The sequence below is a fragment of the Wolbachia endosymbiont of Armadillidium vulgare str. wVulC genome, from assembly GCF_001027565.1.
Lineage (GTDB): Bacteria > Pseudomonadota > Alphaproteobacteria > Rickettsiales > Anaplasmataceae > Wolbachia.
Genome location: NZ_ALWU01000010.1, coordinates 442,372 through 459,903, shown reverse-complemented (window position 1 = coordinate 459,903; position 17,532 = coordinate 442,372). Strand labels below are relative to the sequence as shown.

Genomic DNA, 17,532 nt, shown 5'->3' with positions numbered 1-17,532 from the left:
CTTAGTGAAGAAATATAAGTAATTAATTTAATATGAACAATATAAGATATAGCTTGACTACAAAAAAAATCTACATTCTAACGTTACATTAGGATAGGGTAAGAATTTAAAAGCAAATTGACTTCTATTCCACTGAAGCACTATACTAAAGCTATGATGGGTAATTAGCTCAGTTGGTAGAGCACTTGCTTGACGTGCAAGGGGTCGCTGGTTCGAGCCCAGTGTTACCCACGTTTTTTGCTCATGAAAAGATTTTATATGACAGCAGTCCACAATGGCAAACACTCAGCAGCAGCATCCAAGCGCTTAATTTATTCTATAATAATAGTTGCAATAACAATGCTTATGGAGATAGCAGGTGGAATAATTTCACACTCGCTTGCTCTGTTATCAGATGCAGGACACATGCTCACTGACCTTTTTGCTTTGGTTTTAAGCTGGATAGCACATAAATTTTCAGCCAAGAAATCTGATTTACAGAGGTCATATGGTTATCACAGATTGCAGATAATTGCAGCATTTATTAATGGTTTAACTCTATTTCTCATTGCAGCGGTCATTATAATTGAATCAATAAAAAGATTTATTTTTCCAGTTAATGTTGAATGGAAAGTAATGTTAATAATTGCCACACTTGGCCTGATTTCTAATATCATAGTCTTTTTTATATTACATAGTAAATGTGAAAGTAACATAAACATAAAAAGTGCTGTATTACACGTCATAGGAGATATTTTAGGCTCTGTAGCTGCTATACTTGCATCCATAATTATCATGCTTACCGGATGGCAAGTAGTGGACCCTATTTTGTCAATATTTGTCAGCGTAATAATCTTAAACAGTGGCTATAAAATTCTCAAGAATTCTTGCCATATACTCCTTGAAGGTACACCTGAAGGTGTATCTGCTGAGGAGATCAAAAGTGAGATTGTATCTAAGTTACCTGAAGTGATAGATGTGCACCACATACATGCATGGTCACTATCTGATAATTATTTTATAATTACCATGCATGCCAAAGTAAAGCAAAATGCACAACACACTGATATTTTGTATGAGATAAAAAAAATACTACTAAATAGGTTCGAGATAGCACACTCTACAGTCGAGATCGAATACGATGAGTGTGCGGATAATAAGATACTTAAACATTGACGTTTTAAATTACTATGCTATTACTAGGGTGTAATGATGTTGAAGGTAAGCTATGATAGGTATTTCTCAATTACAATTTCCTTCAAAGGAATCTAGCAGGCTAAAGTTTTTTGTTTACCTTGGTATTGTGCAAGCGTTAAATATATTAACTATGCCCACCAGTATAGCAATTTCTTTTGTGGCTGTTCTTTACAGATTAGAGATCCAGACTTTTCTTACCTATAAAAAAATAAAGAATGAGGAAGTAAATAAAAAGGAATATTGGAAAATGTTTATTAAAGATAATATAATCAAGTCAGTGTTTTTTTTATCGTTAGTAGGGTTTATATTATATCTATCCTTTACTAAGGCTCTCATATTAGCTTGGCTGTTAGCACCGATACCATTACGATGTTAATAATTTTGTTGCAATCTGAAGTCAGACCAAAAAAACTTAATCCTATTGCCCTGTTTAAGAATGCAGTGAATTTACTTTTGGATGGTGCACGAGAAAATTTATTCGGTATGAAGTATATTATTAATACTGCTATTGAACACACATTGCCTAATTTATCGAATGATAGTATTATTGACAATATTAATATATTAAAAGATAAATATGGTGAGAAGGTACCAGAACCTAAGGATGTTATACGTAATGATGAGTTTGTTAAGTTTATCCAGTATATAAAAGAAGAAAAAGAGTTTAGGAAGAGTAATGAACAAGAATTCATTAACTATCTTAATAGATGGTGCAATAATGATGAACAAGTTCATGTTTCTGGACTTACAGGAGGGCAAATTTTATACTTAGTTCTAAAGGCTTGTAATAGTGGAGATAGTGAATCAGTTGCAGCAAAAAGGCGGGAATTGGCAAAGTCTTTAATGTATGCCATAAATTATGCTCAAGGGACGTTTATTCCTGAAACTTGCTTTACTATTGGTGCTACGGTAAAGTCATTAAAAGGAATACACCCTGATATTAGAGTAAAATACCTTATGGAAGACAGAATTGGAATGGATGCAAAAGATGAGGCGTATGAGTTTATTAAGAAAGAGCTGAAAAAAAAAGAAGAATCATAAAGAAATCCTCAATGCTTGGAATAAGTCAGATGATAGCAGTAAACAAATAACTTCTAATTTTATTCAAGAGATCAGGATACCTTTAATGAGAAATTTGTTTAGCTTGGACTGTAGTGAACAGAATGTAGTAGATACAATAGAAAATCTTGAATATATTAATCCAGAAAAATTAACCGACCCAAACATCGATAATATAAGAAGTAACAGGATCAGCACGTAAATTATAAAAACTTATGTTCCTTGCCTTGCAAAAGGTTTGTGATGTTTTTGTGGTGCTTGAGAAAAACTAACACTTCTATAACTATGAGTGTTAAGGATAAATCCATTTGAAAAAAGAATGAAGTTATCACGGCTATTGTAATAGCACTTAATGAAGCAAGAGAAGAGTATCTAAAGATAAAAAATACCATTATCCAGGCAAATATAAATATCAGGGCAACTAGCATATTAAGTGCTATCAAAACTCCCAAAGTTGTTGCAACTCCTTTGCCTCCTTTAAATTTTAGCCAAATGGGAAACATGTGCCCTAAAACTGCTAAAATTGCAGATATATATATATAAAGATTGTCATCGAAAAATTGTTGTGCTATATAAACCGCGATAAACCCTTTAAAGGTATCCAGAAATAATGCAAGAGCAGCAAGGCCTTTATTTCCTGTCCTTGCAACGTTTGTAGCGCCAATGTTTCCTGAGCCTACCTCTCTTAAATTTATCCCCTTTATTTTTGCAATAATTAAGCTAAACGGTATTGAACCGAGTACGTAGGATAGTATAAGGATTACATACCTCTCCATCATTCTAGCATCCTCTCTCTTGTCATCCGAGTAGCTGACACTGGGATCCAGCGAACTTTGTTCGCAAACGAATCTAGTAGATAAATATAAAATTTTACATTAAAACATAACACTATGGTGGAACTATATGCAAAATAGATCCCAGTGTCACACACTGGGATGACAAAAGGGAGTTTTGCTATGACAAGAAGATGGTACTGAAATGACATCTGTTGCTGTACCTTCATATGCCAAAATTTAATTAATTTTATTATTCCTCAGCCTTTTTAGGTAGCACTGAACTTCATCGTTAATCTGATTACTGAACAGTATGAGCGCTGTCATATTGATGAGTGCTAAACAAGAGAATAAAGCTCCACCAATATTGGCAATAGCCATTATATCTTTAGAAAGACCAGAGAAAAATGCCACAATTATTACCGATATTCGGTATATCACTATACTCTTTGCACCAAACAAATATAACCATCCCATTTCACAGCAATAGACAAATGAAATTACTGAAGAAAATGCAAATAAAGGCGCAGCTATTGTTAAAAGGATAGGAAACCAAGAAGAAACTGTCTCAAATGCTTTTTGGGTGATCAGTATTCCCTCGCCAGTGCTGGTCTGGTATGCACCTGTTATTACTATTGTTATTCCTGTTAAACAGCAAATTAACATTGTGTCAAAGCATGGTTCTATCATCGCAACTAGTCCAGTTCTAACCGGCTCCTCATCTTTAGCTGCCGCGTGAGTGATTGAAGCAGAACCAACACCTGCTTCGCTGGCAAAAACCGCCCTTTGAATTCCAGCAACAAATGCTCCTACCACTCCTCCACCAACAGCATTGAAGTCTATCATACTGGAAAACAATATTTTTAATGTATTGCCAAAGTTGTGAATATTGAATGCAATGATTGTGACACAACTGAAAATATATATGAGCGACATAATAGGCACTAGTGCAGAAGACACCCTGGCTATCCTTCTAATTCCACCAATAATTACTAGAGCAAGTAACATAGAAATTATGGAAGAGAGAAACCAAGGATGACCATCTATCCAATTTGAATAACCAGATAATATTGAAACCATTTGGTTAGTTTGAAACGCTACACTTCCACCAAGACCTGATAATATAAAAAATACTGCATATATAGCAGCCAGAACAATACCAAGTTTTTTAAATCCAAATTCCTCTAGCCCATTTCTTATATATTGAAAAGGACCACTGAATAACTGCTCTTGACCCTCTGTTCTGTGCCTGAATGCTAAAGTTACTTCAGCAAACTTTGCGGACATACCAAAAAAGCCTGTAATCATCATCCAAGGTACCGCTCCTGGCCCTCCCATTGAAATTGCAATTGCAACACCAGCAACAGTTCCAAGACCTACTGTGCTTGATAGCGCGGTTACGAATGCCTGAAAATGCGTAATGTGACCATCGTGATGATCTGTGTTATATTTTCCACACAAAATAGCGAATGCATGCTTAAACATCCTTATGTTGAGAAATTTAAAACGTAGTGTTAGAAATATATAACCAAAAACCAATAGAAGAATTATAAATGGTACGTGAAAGATCTTGAAAAACAATACTTCATTCATGAAGTTGCTTATTCCATTTAATGCAATGTCATAACTTTTGTAAAAAATTGAAGCAGCATATACATCATTAAACGATAGGCAAAATAACATCATACAAAGCAATCTATAAATCATGTTTATACCTTTCGTAATAAGAGTCTACTGCATTTGAAACGTCCCTTCTCAGTAGATATATTGCAACAGCATTTGGAATCATAAGGCACATAAACAGGCTGTCACCTAAACAAGATATAAATTCTATATTTTTTGATATACAGCTAATGTACACTGAACCCACTATAAAAAATTGAAATAATATCAGTACTTTTTTGTTACCAAATAAGTACACAAGGGCAACTTCACAGTAGTAATAATAAGCTATTATCGTGGAAAATGCAAAGGAAAACATTATCAGCGGAAGAACTAGCTTGCTAAATAAAGGCAAGACTGTCGAAAATGCTGAGCTAACTAACGTAATATCACCGATTTCATTGGTACTGTGCATACCAGTGATAATTATCACAACACCAGTCAAAAATGAGACTAATATTGTGTCTACAAATGGCGCAATCATTGCAACACTCCCAACTTTAACTGGGTCTTTCTCTTTTACAATCGAATGTGCTATAGCTGCTGTTCCAGTACCAGCTTCATTAGCAAACACTGATCTTCTTACCCCTGCTATTAATCCACTCAATACTCCACCTCCTATAGCTGATTTGTTAAAGATATCTTGAAACATTATAGATAGAGCATTCAAAAGATTACTTCCGTTTGCACAGATTAAATACACGCACATGCCTACATATAACATTATCATAATCGGCCCTAAACCTGTTGCAACGAAAGCAATTCGCTTTATCCCTCCGAGTATTACAATTAATACAAGCAGAGATATAATAACAGATGCGTTGTATTCAAATAGGTTATTTGACAACGCTGCAATTTGATTTGCCTGAAATGGTATGTCGCCCAGAATCATTGCAACAAGCAGCATAATCACATAAATAAATGCGAGGGATTTGCCAGTTTTTATAAATCCAATCTTTGCAAGTCCATGCTCCATATAATAAAAAGCTCCACCAGTTGTGTTTTCAGAGCGGTAATTGAATGCAAGCACTACTTCAGCAAACTTTATTGACATACCAAGTATTCCAGTAACTATCATCCAAAAAACTGCACTTGGGCCCCCTATTGTGATAGCTATTGCAACTCCTGATATTGTTCCAAGACCAACTGTTCCGGAAATGACTGTTGCAAACGCTTGAATATGAGTGATTACACCATTGTTATTGCCATTACATTTTAGGTTGAATAGCGTCTGTATTCCATGTTTGAATAATCTAAAGTTAGTAAATTTGAATTGAATCATACAAAAAACTCCAGTTGCAATTACCCAAATAATTATGAATGGAATGTTAAATATCTTTATATATAGAAGAGAGTTTAATAGATCAGTTACTTTTACAACCATGCTGCTCACTATTTTTTATATAGCGGACTAGTTTTATATGCGTAATATATATAAAGTCCGGTACTTATTGGAAGAGTCAATATATAAACTGCACCTAAAATTGGTAGTGTTATCCAGGGCTTGCTTATAAAAAATATGATCAATATTCCAAAAAATGATACAAAGATATAGGATAAACTTTTAGGGACATAAATGTACTTTGCGGAGAAAGTTGGAATATGACTTATCGAAAAAAATGAAATGGCCAAAAAGTAACAAGCTGTATTCCTTACGTTAAAAAATTGCTCTATAAGAAGTAAGTATTCACTTTCATGAGATTGGAAGGTAATAATTATTGGTAACAGAGTAAGTAAAGCGCATACAGGAGCTGGAATGCCGGAAAAGAAATTTTTTTTCCAGTATAGTTGTTCTGAATGTAGCGAAACATTGAATCTTGCAAGTCTTATTGATATGCAGATTACATATATCATTACTAAGATCCAACCTACAACTTTAATTTCATTTAACTTCCAAAAATACAAAAGAAAGGCAGGTGCTGAACCAAAATTCAGAAAATCTGCAAAAGAATCAAGCTGTGCTCCAAAATCGCTAGTTGATTTTAGAATTCTGGCTATTCTACCATCCATTCCATCTATTATTGCTGCGATGATAATAAAAATTGCTGAAAATTCCCATTGTTCATTAAATGTGAATTTAAGTGAAGTAAGGCCAGCACATAAACCCAGTAAAGTTATAAAGTTTGGAAATAATTTGGTAATAGGTAAGAATTTACCGTTACTTCCATCGTTATTCATATTACATCAAAAATAAGCTTCTCTTGCTTGTTTAAATCTGCTATAATTGTTTCACCACCAATAACAGTTTGCCCTTCTGAAACTCTTACCTCTATGCCAGCAGGTATATAAATATTTACTCTACTGCCAAATCGTATAATTCCAAATCTTTCACCTGCTTTTACACTTTGAGATACTCTCAAATTACAAACAATGCGGCGTGCAATAAATCCAGCTATTTGTTCCACAATGATTTCTTTCCCCTCTTCATATTCAATCACAATAACCTGCTTTTCATTTTCATTACTAGACCTATTGCTTATTGCAGAAACAAACTTGCCTTTTTTATAATTCATCTCCTTTATCGCACCAGATATTGGCATACGATTCACATGGACATTCAAAACACTTAGAAATATGCTGACAAGTGTAAACTTCTTTCCTTCTTCGTTTTCTGCTAACAAAGGATAATTAACTTCTTCAATTTTTGAAATCACACCATCAGCAGGGCTTAATATGAAATCCTTATTGTTTGGTACAGCTCTTGATGGGTCACGAAAGAAATAAGTACATAATAGTGTTGGGAATAAGCAAGTAATGCCAGCCCCCCAAGATATAGAGAATGCTATACACGTTACTATAAAGGAAACAATTATAAATAAATAACCTTCTCTGTTTATGTTAGGCAAACCAAAGCACATAACTTATTCTCAATAATTCATTATTAACAATTTATCATTTATAATTTCTCATGAAAAGCTTTTTTTTACTGTTTCACTTTTGGAATTATTATATAAACATTTGCTTATAAAATCGCTGATAGATATCTATTTTTTAATAGAAATTGAAGTTTTTTTAACTATTATTAATATAATCTTAATGAAAACTTAATAATATATGAATTAATATGTTCGCAATTTCGTATGACAGGGGAAATAGAAAAAGATGAATCTCCTTCCTTACACGTTGCAATTAAGGCAGATGATATTAAAACTGCAGAATTACTAATAAAATCTGGTGCAAACGTCAATGATAATTATGAACGTAATCATACACCACTGCATATTGCCATCGGGCATAAGCAATTTAAAATAGCGAAATTGCTGATAGAAAGTGGAGCAAACGTTAACGCAAAAACTGAAAATCATGGCAAAGATTACTTAACACCAATGCACCTTGCAATTTTTGCAAATACGCCAGAGTTCATAGAATTACTATCTAGCCATGATGCGTTAATTAATGAAAGAGAAAGCACCGAAGGACATACACCTCTTCACTTTGCTGCTTTATATGGAAATAAAAGTGTAATACAAGCCTTAGTTGATAAGGGACAGAATATTGAAGATATAGATAACAATGGGCGAACAGCTTTATTTTTAGCTACTAGACAATGCACTGAAGCAGAGGATGATAGCAGAATAGAAATTATCGAGTACTTGATAAATAAACTCAAAGCAGACGTAACAAAAAAAGATAATAATAACAACACAATGCTTGTTTCTGCTGCTAATAATTGTCCTGGAAAGGTAGTAAAACTCGTTATTGAACAATATGTGGAAAATTTTGATAGAAACCAGCTAAAGGATTTTATCAACCACAAAAATAAAGCTGGAATGGATGCTTTGGATATCGCGCTCAATAGTGGGAATGAAAAAGCCATTGAAGTACTTAGATCATATGGAGCAGATATTGAAAAGATAGAAGGTGAAAGTCGTCTATTTCGTACAGTAAAAGAAGGTAATATAGAAAAAACGGGGCTTCTTTTAAAACAGGGAGCAAACATTAATATAAAAAATGGGAGGGGACTTACTCCTTTAGATCTTGCGATGCAGGAAAACGATCAAGACATGGCTCGATTCCTAAGAGAGAATAAAGCAAAAACGGGTTTAGAGATGAAAGTTCAGTTAGCAGCATTAGTTACGCTAACTATTATAACTCTTGGTTTAGCGCTAGTAGTGTATTTTATTGTGAAAGGTATTCAAGAAATTGCTGCACAAAAAACAGGCAGTACTCTCAATAATGCAGAAAGCACAAAGATAGAATCTCCAATCAAGCAAAAATAAAAGCAGCTCACAGATAGTTGATAAATTTCTTGCTTTATTTACATGCTTTCTATAGCATAGCATATTAATATTAGAATGGGGTGTGTGTTATGTTTGTAGGTCAAAATAATAATCAACAGCAAAATAGAAATAGGGCACAGGATTTAATAGAAGAAGCGCAAAATGTTCACAACAACACTAGTAAAACTAAAAAGCTCATCAATATAGTTTTATTAGTAAGTATGATTTCTCCGCTTCTTTTCATCATACAATTCCTTTTATATTTATTATTAGTAAATTATTTTTTCAAACCAGGAGAAAATGAAAAAAGGTCGTCAGCATGGTTAAAAAATATCATTAGAGGAATATTAACAACTATTTTGATCGTATGTATTATTCCTTCCTGTATGTTTTTAGTGCTGCCTATGTTGTCCTTGTGGCTGCTAAATCGTGAAGGAGTACAGCAGCTTAATAGTTTAATACAACAAATTCCAAAAGAAGAGATACCTTTCTTCCATAGTTTAACTAATGTCCTTCCTTTTGCTGTAAAAACTACTCATGATCCAAGTGCAGTTGCTAGTATAAACTTGAGTGTTAATAGACTCATAGAAAAGCATAAAGAGAATCTAAGCAAAGATGAATTCTATGTACAGCTAAATAGAGGCAACACAAACGACATTGAAGAGTATATCAAACAGTCAAGTGAATTTACAGAAGGTGATAAATCTCATGCACTTGAATGCTTAAGATTTATCAATAGAACAGGAGATAATTTTAAAGACAATCATAGTAAGCTAACACTAAAGCAGGCAGCTGTTTTATGTTGGAAAGCCTGCAACGATAGAAATGAACAGAAAATCAAAGAATCCCTTTGAATGGTGAAGACATAAAAAATAGAAAAGATATGTTTGTAAAGGGTCTTGTAGACGCTGCAACAACTTACGGTACTCAAGGTCAAAATTGTGCAGGTGGAACATACAATAAACTGTTTGAGTCTTTATCTGATTTGCATCCATTAGTAGTTATTACACTAGATGAAGAAGAAGCTAGAGCAATGATAAAAGAAACGATTACGCAAAAATTCCCTGAAATGGCCAGAGCCAATTTTAGCAATTTCTCTGAACTAGAACAAGGAAGGATCCGTAATAAGTTACCAGAGTTATCATCTGAAACGGTAAGGTATATTATGACTACGCATTCAGCTGTCGAGAGAAGGTGTCAGGAGTTCAGCAGTAAACTAAACAACGATAAAAAGGATGAAATATTAGAAGAGTGTATGAGTAATCTATCCTGTGTTAATTTGGAAAGTCTAAGCAAAAGGGAAAGGTAAATTATACCTCACTGTAGTTATACGTCTTGAAATATAAAGCAGGGTTTCATGTAGGTAGTGTAGTATATTTTACCTATATACCACAACCAAAGATACTTCTTTCAGTTTTAAAATCTTGCTAATCGTTGTATACAAATGTAATATTAATTAACATTTATAAATAAAGCAATTCCATGGAAAGTAATTACAACGCTGACGCAATAAAAATCCTAAGAGGTCTTGATGCTGTAAGAAAGCGTCCAGGTATGTACATTGGTGATACTGATGATGGATCTGGTTTGCACCATATGGTGTATGAGGTTGTTGATAATGCGATAGATGAGTCTTTAGCTGGATATTGTGATAAAATTGAAGTTAGCATAAATGAAGATGGATCAGTATCTGTAACTGATAACGGTCGTGGCATTCCAACTGATATTCATGAAGAAGAAGGAATATCGGCAGCAGAAGTAATAATGACTCAACTTCATGCTGGTGGTAAGTTTGATAATAATACCTATAAAGTTTCCGGTGGATTACATGGTGTTGGAATCTCGGTTGTAAATGCATTATCAAGCTGGCTGGAATTAACTATCTGGCGCAACAAGAAAGAACACTTTATACGCTTTGAAGATGGTGAATCCATTGAATCCTTAAAAGTAGTGAATGAAAACACAAACAAAAGAGGAACTAGAGTGACATTCATGCCATCAACAGAGACTTTTAACGGTGTCGATTTTAGTTACTCTACTCTTGAGGGTCGCATCAGAGAATTAGCATTTTTAAATTCAAATATCAAGATTACTTTGTGTGATTTACGTAATAAACCATATGTGGAGTCTCACTTTAACGATAGTAAACAGTCTGAAGATAATTTCGGCACAGCAAATTTTGTACGGTACTTAGATAAAAACAAGACACACATTACTAAAATTGCCAGCATTAGAGATGATGTGAAAAATCTAGGCACCAGTGTAGAAATATCGATGGAGTGGAATGATTCTTACTATGAGAATATGCTGTGCTTCACAAACAACATAAGACAAAGGGATGGCGGTACGCATTTGGCAGGGTTTAGATCTGCACTAACCAGATGTATCAATAACTATGCAACCAATGAAGGGTTTTTGAAGAAAGCAAAAGTGAATTTGACCGGAGAAGACGTTAGAGAAGGCTTAACTTGTGTTTTATCTCTCAAAATGCCTGATCCTAAATTTTCTTCACAGACAAAAGATAAATTGGTCAGTTCTGAAGCGCGGACGGTTGTAGAGAGCATAGTTTTTGACAAATTAAGTACAATACTTGAAACTGACCCCAAGTTAGCAACAAGTATAGTAGAAAGAGCGATTAGATCAGCAAAAGGAAGAGAAGCAGCAAGAAAAGCACGAGAGTTAGTTAAAAATAAAAATAATATTGATATCGCAACTCTACCTGGAAAGCTTGCCGATTGTCAGGAAAAAGTTCCTGAGTTATCGGAATTGTTTATAGTAGAGGGTAATTCCGCAGGTGGTACTGCAAAGCAGGGACGTAATCGTAAAACACAGGCAGTACTTGCATTAAGAGGGAAAATTCTAAACGTAGAACGTGCAGGATTGGATCGTATTTTTTCATCTGCAGAAATTGGCTCTCTGATCACGGCAATTGGGGCTGGAATAGGGAGTGAGCACTTCGATATTGAAAAAACTAGGTATCATAAAATTATCATTATGACAGACGCAGACGTTGATGGCTCACATATAAGAACTTTGATTCTAACTTTCTTTTTTAGACATATGCGCGAAGTAATTGAAAAAGGATATTTATATATAGCGCAGCCACCGCTCTATAAAGTTACAAAAAATGCCAAAGATACTCATATTAAAGATGACGAAACTTTTGAAGAGTATATAGTAAATTCAGCGATTAAAAGATTAACATTAAATGGTATAGGCAAAGACTTGCGTTTCGTTTTGAATAAGTGCCTCAGTATTTCAAACATTAGCAAAAATTATGATAGGGAAATACCACAAGATCTCTTAGAATCATTGCTAATTTTAAGCAAAAAGAATGCTCTATTGTCTGCTGATGAGATATTAAAATATTTAAAATTGATGTATAGTGAATATAATTGGGAAGTAGAAGTAAAAGATGAAGAAATTCACATTGCTAAATTGTTTCAAGGATTAGCAGACAAATATGTATTCTCGCTTAGCATGCTTGAAAGCAAAGAAATACAGAATATATTGAGTTCTCTTGATAACATAATTGACTTATTTAATGGTGATTCATTTTTAAAATCGCAAGAAACTGAAATAAAAATAAAGTCTCCAAGTGCACTTGCAAAAATAGTAATGGATTACGGTAAAAAAGGTTTAACTCTGCAGAGATTTAAAGGCCTTGGTGAGATGAATGCTGATCAGCTTTGGGAAACTACACTCAATCCAGAAACTAGAACTCTGCTAAAAGTTGAAATAAAAGATTGTGAGGAAGCAGATAGCATATTCTCGGTGCTAATGGGTGATATAGTTGAACCACGTCGTGACTTTATAAATAACAATGCACTTAACGTGCATGATGTTGATATTTGATTTTAGAAACGCTAAACCCTTATGGCTTGTGATTCCAGCATTGTGTGCCAACACAACATTTAAAACGTACTACTAATCAGTTCATTTTAGAAATCTGAATTGATCTTGATTGTATTCCTATTTTCGATCATAAATATATAGATTTTCTGCCCTACTGTTGTTATAATTAATACCTCGCTAAAATTGAATATTAATGAATGAATTGAGAAGGTTAAGTATTACAGAGATGCATGATGGACTTAGGCGGAGAGATTTTTCTGCTGTTGAGCTTGTAGAGACGCATGTTAATGCAGTCGAAAATGAGCAACTAAATGCATTTGTAACAAAAACCCCAGAAATCGCGATAAAAGCCGCTAAAATAGCAGATGAATACTTCTTGAAACAAAAAGATAATATCTCACCACTTATGGGCATACCAGTTGGTGTTAAAGATTTATTCTGTACAAAAGGGATAAAAACAACAGCATGTTCAAAAATGCTGGAAAATTTTGTTCCAACTTATGAATCTACGGTGTCTGACTTACTTTTAAAAAATGGAGCAGCCATTCTCGGTAAACTTAATATGGATGAGTTTGCTATGGGTTCTGCGAACACAAATAGCTATTTTGGTCCTGTTGAAAATGTATGGATTAGAAAAAGCGATGGAGAAAAGGTTGTTCCTGGTGGATCTTCTGGTGGATCTGCAGCATCAGTTGCTGGGTTTTTATGTGCTGGAGCACTAGGAAGTGATACTGGTGGATCTGTACGTCAACCAGCAGCTTATTGCGGAGTAGTGGGAATAAAGCCAACTTATGGAAGGTGTTCGCGTTTTGGTATGATTGCATTTGCAAGCTCTCTCGATCAAGCAGGAGTAATTACTCGTTCTGTTTCTGATTCAGCATTAATGCTGGAAGCGATTTGTGGCTATGATGAAAAAGACTCAACATCAAGCGAAATGCCAGTACCTAAATTTTCCAATTTTGTAAATGGCGATATCAAGGGTAAGCGCATTGGTATACCAAAAGAATATAGGATGGATGGAATTTCAGAGGAAACAGTCCATAATTGGGAAAAAGTTACTTCCTATTTAAAAGAAAATGGTGCTGAAGTTATTGACATTGCTCTGCCTTATACTAAACATGCAATACCAGTCTACTATTTAATTTGTTCTGCTGAAACTTCATCTAATCTTGCTCGTTATGATGGTGTACGTTATGGATTTAGGGTTGATGCTGACACCCTTGAGGAAATGTATTCGTTAACAAGAGCAGAAGGTTTTGGTAAAGAGGTAAAAAGGAGAATTTTAATTGGTGCTTATGCGCTTTCTTCAGGTCATTACAATGAGTATTACGAAAAAGCGCAGTGCATTAGGGCGCTAATCAGAAATGATTTCATAAAAGCATTTGAAAAAATAGATTATATACTTGTACCATCTGCTCCAACAGAAGCTTTTGGCTTAAATGAAAAGCCAGATCCGCTAATGATGTGCATTAATGATGTGTTTACTGTGCCAGCGAGTCTGGCAGGATTGCCTGCTATTTCTGTTCCTGTTGGGCTCTCCAATGAGGGTTTGCCCCTTGCTTTGCAAGTAATTGGAAATTATTATGATGAAGCTGGAATATTAAATATAGCTAGTGTGATAGAGCAAAATTGCGGCAGAATAATTAACTCTCTTATGTAATATGTTTTCTTATAGTAACTATAAAATAGTGATTATAATTTGAATCTTTAGCTATAGGAAACAAGAATTTGATTTTTGTAGCTAAATAATAGACCATCAAAGGCACACATAAATATCTACAATGAAAGAAAAAACTTTCACAATCATTGATGGTTACAGCTTTCTTTTCAGAGCTTATTACGTTTTGCATCATTTAACTACCACAACCGGTATTCCAATAGGTGCTGTGTACGGCTTTCTTAATATGGTTCTGAAGTATATTTCCCATTCGGACTACTTAACTATAGCACTTGATTCAGGAAAAAAAAACTTTAGGCACGATTTATATACTAAGTACAAAGCAAACAGAGTAACGCCTCCTGAGAATCTAATTCCACAGTTTACCATACTGAGGGAAGCTGTAGAAGCTTTTAACCTCAGCTATGAAGAGATTGAGGGTTATGAAGCAGATGACATAATTGCAACACTAGCTGCAAAATATACCAATCATCAAGACTTTAAGGTGGTAGTAGTTTCCTCAGATAAAGATTTATTTCAACTTTTGAATTGCAATATTTTGATATTTGATCCCATTAAAAATATATACATAGATGAAAAACAGGTAATAGAAAAATTTGGTGTAAATTCAAACAAGCTTCTTGATTTATTTTCTCTAACTGGAGATGCATCTGATAACATTCCAGGTGTCCCAGGGATAGGCCCAAAAACTGCAGCTAAATTGCTGGATGAATTTGATTCGCTGAATAATATTATAGAGAACATTGATAATATCGAACAAACAAGAGTTCGTAATATTCTTACTGAACATCAGGAAAAAGCACTCATTTCAAGAAAGCTTTTATCATTATGCGAAAGAGTAGATCTTCAGCATGACGTTGCAAAATACGAAATCCATCCTCCAAATATGGAAAAATTGTTATCCTTTTTAAAGAAGTATGAACTTAATTCATTGATAGGAAAAGTGGAAAAGCTTTTTTCTTATAATGGGTCTAGCACAAAAGAGGAAACAGAGTATAGCAGTGAAAAGTTAGAGAAATTTTTAGAGCACTGCAGATATGAAGGCAAAGTTGCAGTTCATTGCCACTTTGAAAACAACGCGTTAAAAAAAATCTCCTTATCTTGCAATGAAGATAATATTTTCTACATAGATCAAAACTATCTACAAGATGCACTCACTATAATAAATTCAACTTTATTTTCAAATGGGGTGCTTAAAATAATACATGATATTAGAAAGATCAGAGAAACATTCCCTACAATAGAGAAAGTGCTAGACTCAATTGATGACTTGATGATCATGTCATATAGCCTTGACACAGGGAAGCATGATCACAGCATTCCAAACATAGTTGCACATAATTTGAGTGAAAATGTAGAAACTTTCTCGGCAAAAACTTTAATAGCGATCCATGAGAAACTGACACGAAGATTATTTCAGGAAAAACTTTTTACGATTTACGAACGCTTTGACAGGCCTCTCATGAAAGTAATATTTGATATGGAGAAAAATGGAATACTGCTCAATATTCAAAAACTACAGGAATTGTCTGATAAGTTTCAACAGCTAATCACTGTACTTGAGAACGATATATACGACTTGGCAGGGGAAAAATTCAACATTGCATCACCAAAACAATTAAGTGATGTTTTATTTAATAAAATGGGGTTGAGTAAAAAGAAAAAGTCAAAATCTGGATCGTACAGCACCAATTATGAAGTGCTAGAGGCGCTTGAAGAAGAAGGGGTAGAAATTGCAAGTAAAATTTTAAGTTGGCGACACCTAAGTAAATTAAAGGGCACCTACACTGATGCATTAATAAAACAGGTTGATCCTCTTGATGGTAGGATACACACAAACTTTTCGATAACTATAACTGCAACTGGAAGGCTGAGCTCAAGCAATCCTAACTTGCAGAATATTCCTATCAGAAGCGAAGAAGGAAATTTCATCAGACAAGCATTTATTGTGCCAAAAGGATGCAAGATAATCTCTGCTGACTATTCACAAGTAGAACTAAGACTCCTGGCACACGTTGCAAACGTTGCAGCATTTAAAGAAGCTTTTGCAAACAGGCAAGATATTCATGATATCACCGCAAGACAAGTTTTTGGAGTGCAAGAAATAGATGAACAATTAAGACGCAAAGCAAAATCCATTAATTTTGGAATTATATATGGCATTAGTCCATTTGGCCTTGCAAAGCGGCTTGGAATTACCATTGCGGAAGCTGCTGAATATATTAATTACTACTTTTCCTGTTACCCAGAGATAAAGGTCTATATGGAAAAAGCAGTATCTATCGCGAGACAGCATGGTTATATAGAGACTTTGTTTGGTAGAAGATGCTTTATAAAGGACATAAACAATAAAATTCCTTATCTAAGACAATTTGCAGAAAGGGCAGCGATAAATGCACCACTGCAAGGAACTGCCGCTGATATAATAAAACGTGCGATGATTCAGCTTTTTGATCAGCTAAAATCAGGTAAAATAATCCTGCAAGTGCACGATGAATTGCTTGTAGAAGTTGAGGAAGTCAGAGTACAAGAAACAGCGAAACTTATGAAAGACATAATGGAGAATGCAGTAAAAATTACTATACCACTTGAAGTAGAAGTAAAAATTAGTGATAACTGGGCTCTTAATTATGACTTAAACATGGCGGATTCTAAGAACATGTCTTAAAAGGGAATAAAGAAAAGAATATGATTAGGTAAGCAAAAAATAGGAGGGTAAATTGTATCCAAGTAATGTAAGTGACAAGGATTTTTCGCCGTGGAAGAGTGTGTATCTCAGGTGGATGGCAAATTGGAAAAAATACATGATATGCTAGTAAAAGGGGTGAGAAAAATGGTTGGTAAAAACGAAACGCCTTCAGTAGGAATAGTTAATCAGTGAAAACAACTCAAACCAGGGCTGGCAAGAAAATAAAGGGTAGGAAACGTCATATTGTTGTAGATACAATAGGGCTAGCAGATGTTCATAGTGCAAGCGTTCAAGATCGTGATGGTATCTTTTGTTCAAGCTAAATGCAAATGTACGTAAGTTTTTTGCTGATCAGGGATATATAGGCAAATTGCAAAATCACTGTTTATTGGGGAATGTTCAAAAAAGCATAGGCGTCAA

At 34.4% G+C, this 17,532-nt stretch carries 16 protein-coding genes, 1 tRNA gene and 1 pseudogene; 13 read left to right on the top strand and 5 right to left on the bottom strand.

The window, feature by feature from the left end; genetic code table 11:
* The first annotated feature begins 158 nt into the window (after positions 1 to 158).
* The 5 genes from wVul_RS07725 to wVul_RS10125 all read left to right on the top strand — a co-directional run bounded on the left by wVul_RS07725 (position 159) and on the right by wVul_RS10125 (position 2,437).
* Positions 159 to 231: transfer RNA gene (locus wVul_RS07725), tRNA-Val, on the top strand.
* A 27-nt stretch (positions 232 to 258) separates the two neighbouring features.
* On the top strand, positions 259 to 1,155 hold the full coding sequence (locus tag wVul_RS07720; RefSeq protein WP_047759860.1) for a cation diffusion facilitator family transporter: 897 nt from the start codon (positions 259 to 261) through the stop codon (positions 1,153 to 1,155).
* 52 nt (positions 1,156 to 1,207) lie between these two features.
* On the top strand, positions 1,208 to 1,552 hold the full coding sequence (locus tag wVul_RS09405) for a hypothetical protein (protein WP_161794196.1): 345 nt from the start codon (positions 1,208 to 1,210) through the stop codon (positions 1,550 to 1,552).
* Positions 1,519 to 2,217 carry a hypothetical protein gene (locus wVul_RS09310; RefSeq protein ID WP_153295713.1) on the top strand — a complete coding sequence of 233 codons (699 nt, stop codon included), beginning with the start codon at positions 1,519 to 1,521 and terminating at the stop codon, positions 2,215 to 2,217. Before wVul_RS09405 ends, wVul_RS09310 begins: the two co-directional genes overlap by 34 nt.
* Before the next feature lie 85 nt (positions 2,218 to 2,302).
* Positions 2,303 to 2,437 (top strand): hypothetical protein, encoded by a 135-nt coding sequence (locus wVul_RS10125; RefSeq protein ID WP_255351252.1) that lies wholly within the window; start codon positions 2,303 to 2,305, stop codon positions 2,435 to 2,437.
* A 1-nt stretch (position 2,438) separates the two neighbouring features.
* On the opposite strand, the gene plsY is transcribed toward wVul_RS10125, so the two are convergent.
* The 5 genes from plsY to wVul_RS07685 form a co-directional block, all read right to left on the bottom strand.
* Positions 2,439 to 3,011: a glycerol-3-phosphate 1-O-acyltransferase PlsY gene (plsY, locus tag wVul_RS07710; protein WP_047759859.1), complete on the bottom strand. Its 573-nt coding sequence runs from the start codon at positions 3,009 to 3,011 to the stop codon at positions 2,439 to 2,441.
* 237 nt (positions 3,012 to 3,248) lie between these two features.
* Positions 3,249 to 4,715 (bottom strand): alanine/glycine:cation symporter family protein, encoded by a 1,467-nt coding sequence (locus wVul_RS07700; RefSeq protein WP_047759784.1) that lies wholly within the window; start codon positions 4,713 to 4,715, stop codon positions 3,249 to 3,251.
* Positions 4,705 to 6,054: an alanine/glycine:cation symporter family protein gene (locus tag wVul_RS07695; RefSeq protein WP_047759783.1), complete on the bottom strand. Its 1,350-nt coding sequence runs from the start codon at positions 6,052 to 6,054 to the stop codon at positions 4,705 to 4,707. Before wVul_RS07695 ends, wVul_RS07700 begins: the two co-directional genes overlap by 11 nt.
* 8 nt (positions 6,055 to 6,062) lie before the next feature.
* A complete protein-coding gene (locus tag wVul_RS07690) occupies positions 6,063 to 6,848 on the bottom strand; it encodes a CDP-alcohol phosphatidyltransferase family protein (protein WP_047759782.1) in 786 nt (261 codons plus the stop codon).
* Positions 6,845 to 7,528, bottom strand: a complete 684-nt coding sequence (locus wVul_RS07685; RefSeq protein WP_047759781.1) for a phosphatidylserine decarboxylase — start codon at positions 7,526 to 7,528, stop codon at positions 6,845 to 6,847. Before wVul_RS07685 ends, wVul_RS07690 begins: the two co-directional genes overlap by 4 nt.
* 222 nt (positions 7,529 to 7,750) lie before the next feature.
* On the opposite strand from wVul_RS07685, the gene wVul_RS07680 reads away from it, so the two are divergent.
* The 8 genes and pseudogenes from wVul_RS07680 to wVul_RS09305 form a co-directional block, all read left to right on the top strand.
* Positions 7,751 to 8,890, top strand: a complete 1,140-nt coding sequence (locus tag wVul_RS07680; RefSeq protein WP_238580451.1) for an ankyrin repeat domain-containing protein — start codon at positions 7,751 to 7,753, stop codon at positions 8,888 to 8,890.
* 89 nt (positions 8,891 to 8,979) lie between these two features.
* Positions 8,980 to 9,744: a hypothetical protein gene (locus wVul_RS09990; protein WP_238580450.1), complete on the top strand. Its 765-nt coding sequence runs from the start codon at positions 8,980 to 8,982 to the stop codon at positions 9,742 to 9,744.
* Complete coding sequence (locus tag wVul_RS09985) at positions 9,741 to 10,199, top strand: hypothetical protein (protein WP_238580449.1); 459 nt, start codon at positions 9,741 to 9,743, stop codon at positions 10,197 to 10,199. The genes wVul_RS09990 and wVul_RS09985 overlap by 4 nt, the downstream gene beginning before the upstream one ends.
* Before the next feature lie 173 nt (positions 10,200 to 10,372).
* Complete coding sequence (gene gyrB / locus wVul_RS07670) at positions 10,373 to 12,745, top strand: DNA topoisomerase (ATP-hydrolyzing) subunit B (RefSeq protein WP_047759780.1); 2,373 nt, start codon at positions 10,373 to 10,375, stop codon at positions 12,743 to 12,745.
* A 193-nt stretch (positions 12,746 to 12,938) separates the two neighbouring features.
* Positions 12,939 to 14,405, top strand: a complete 1,467-nt coding sequence (gatA, locus tag wVul_RS07665; protein ID WP_047759779.1) for an Asp-tRNA(Asn)/Glu-tRNA(Gln) amidotransferase subunit GatA — start codon at positions 12,939 to 12,941, stop codon at positions 14,403 to 14,405.
* A 121-nt stretch (positions 14,406 to 14,526) separates the two neighbouring features.
* Positions 14,527 to 17,091, top strand: a complete 2,565-nt coding sequence (gene polA, locus wVul_RS07660; RefSeq protein ID WP_047759778.1) for a DNA polymerase I — start codon at positions 14,527 to 14,529, stop codon at positions 17,089 to 17,091.
* A gap of 90 nt (positions 17,092 to 17,181) precedes the next feature.
* Positions 17,182 to 17,304, top strand: a complete 123-nt coding sequence (locus tag wVul_RS10120; RefSeq protein WP_255351251.1) for a hypothetical protein — start codon at positions 17,182 to 17,184, stop codon at positions 17,302 to 17,304.
* Positions 17,298 to 17,417, top strand: a pseudogene (locus wVul_RS09305) (IS5/IS1182 family transposase); the annotation flags it as partial. The gene wVul_RS10120 and the pseudogene wVul_RS09305, both read left to right, overlap by 7 nt.
* Between the last annotated feature and the right edge of the window lie 115 nt (positions 17,418 to 17,532).

Bases quoted from the DNA above. Each gene is read 5' to 3' on its own strand.
- wVul_RS07720 (WP_047759860.1), top strand. From the start codon at position 259: ATGACAGCAGTCCACAATGGCAAACACTCAGCAGCAGCATCCAAGCGC.
- wVul_RS09405 (WP_161794196.1), top strand. From the start codon at position 1,208: ATGATAGGTATTTCTCAATTACAATTTCCTTCAAAGGAATCTAGCAGG.
- wVul_RS10125 (WP_255351252.1), top strand. From the start codon at position 2,303: ATGAGAAATTTGTTTAGCTTGGACTGTAGTGAACAGAATGTAGTAGAT.
- plsY (WP_047759859.1), bottom strand. From the start codon at position 3,011: ATGGAGAGGTATGTAATCCTTATACTATCCTACGTACTCGGTTCAATA.
- wVul_RS07700 (WP_047759784.1), bottom strand. From the start codon at position 4,715: ATGATTTATAGATTGCTTTGTATGATGTTATTTTGCCTATCGTTTAAT.
- wVul_RS07695 (WP_047759783.1), bottom strand. From the start codon at position 6,054: ATGGTTGTAAAAGTAACTGATCTATTAAACTCTCTTCTATATATAAAG.
- wVul_RS07690 (WP_047759782.1), bottom strand. From the start codon at position 6,848: ATGAATAACGATGGAAGTAACGGTAAATTCTTACCTATTACCAAATTA.
- wVul_RS07685 (WP_047759781.1), bottom strand. From the start codon at position 7,528: ATGTGCTTTGGTTTGCCTAACATAAACAGAGAAGGTTATTTATTTATA.
- wVul_RS07680 (WP_238580451.1), top strand. From the start codon at position 7,751: ATGACAGGGGAAATAGAAAAAGATGAATCTCCTTCCTTACACGTTGCA.
- wVul_RS09990 (WP_238580450.1), top strand. From the start codon at position 8,980: ATGTTTGTAGGTCAAAATAATAATCAACAGCAAAATAGAAATAGGGCA.
- gyrB (WP_047759780.1), top strand. From the start codon at position 10,373: ATGGAAAGTAATTACAACGCTGACGCAATAAAAATCCTAAGAGGTCTT.
- gatA (WP_047759779.1), top strand. From the start codon at position 12,939: ATGAATGAATTGAGAAGGTTAAGTATTACAGAGATGCATGATGGACTT.
- polA (WP_047759778.1), top strand. From the start codon at position 14,527: ATGAAAGAAAAAACTTTCACAATCATTGATGGTTACAGCTTTCTTTTC.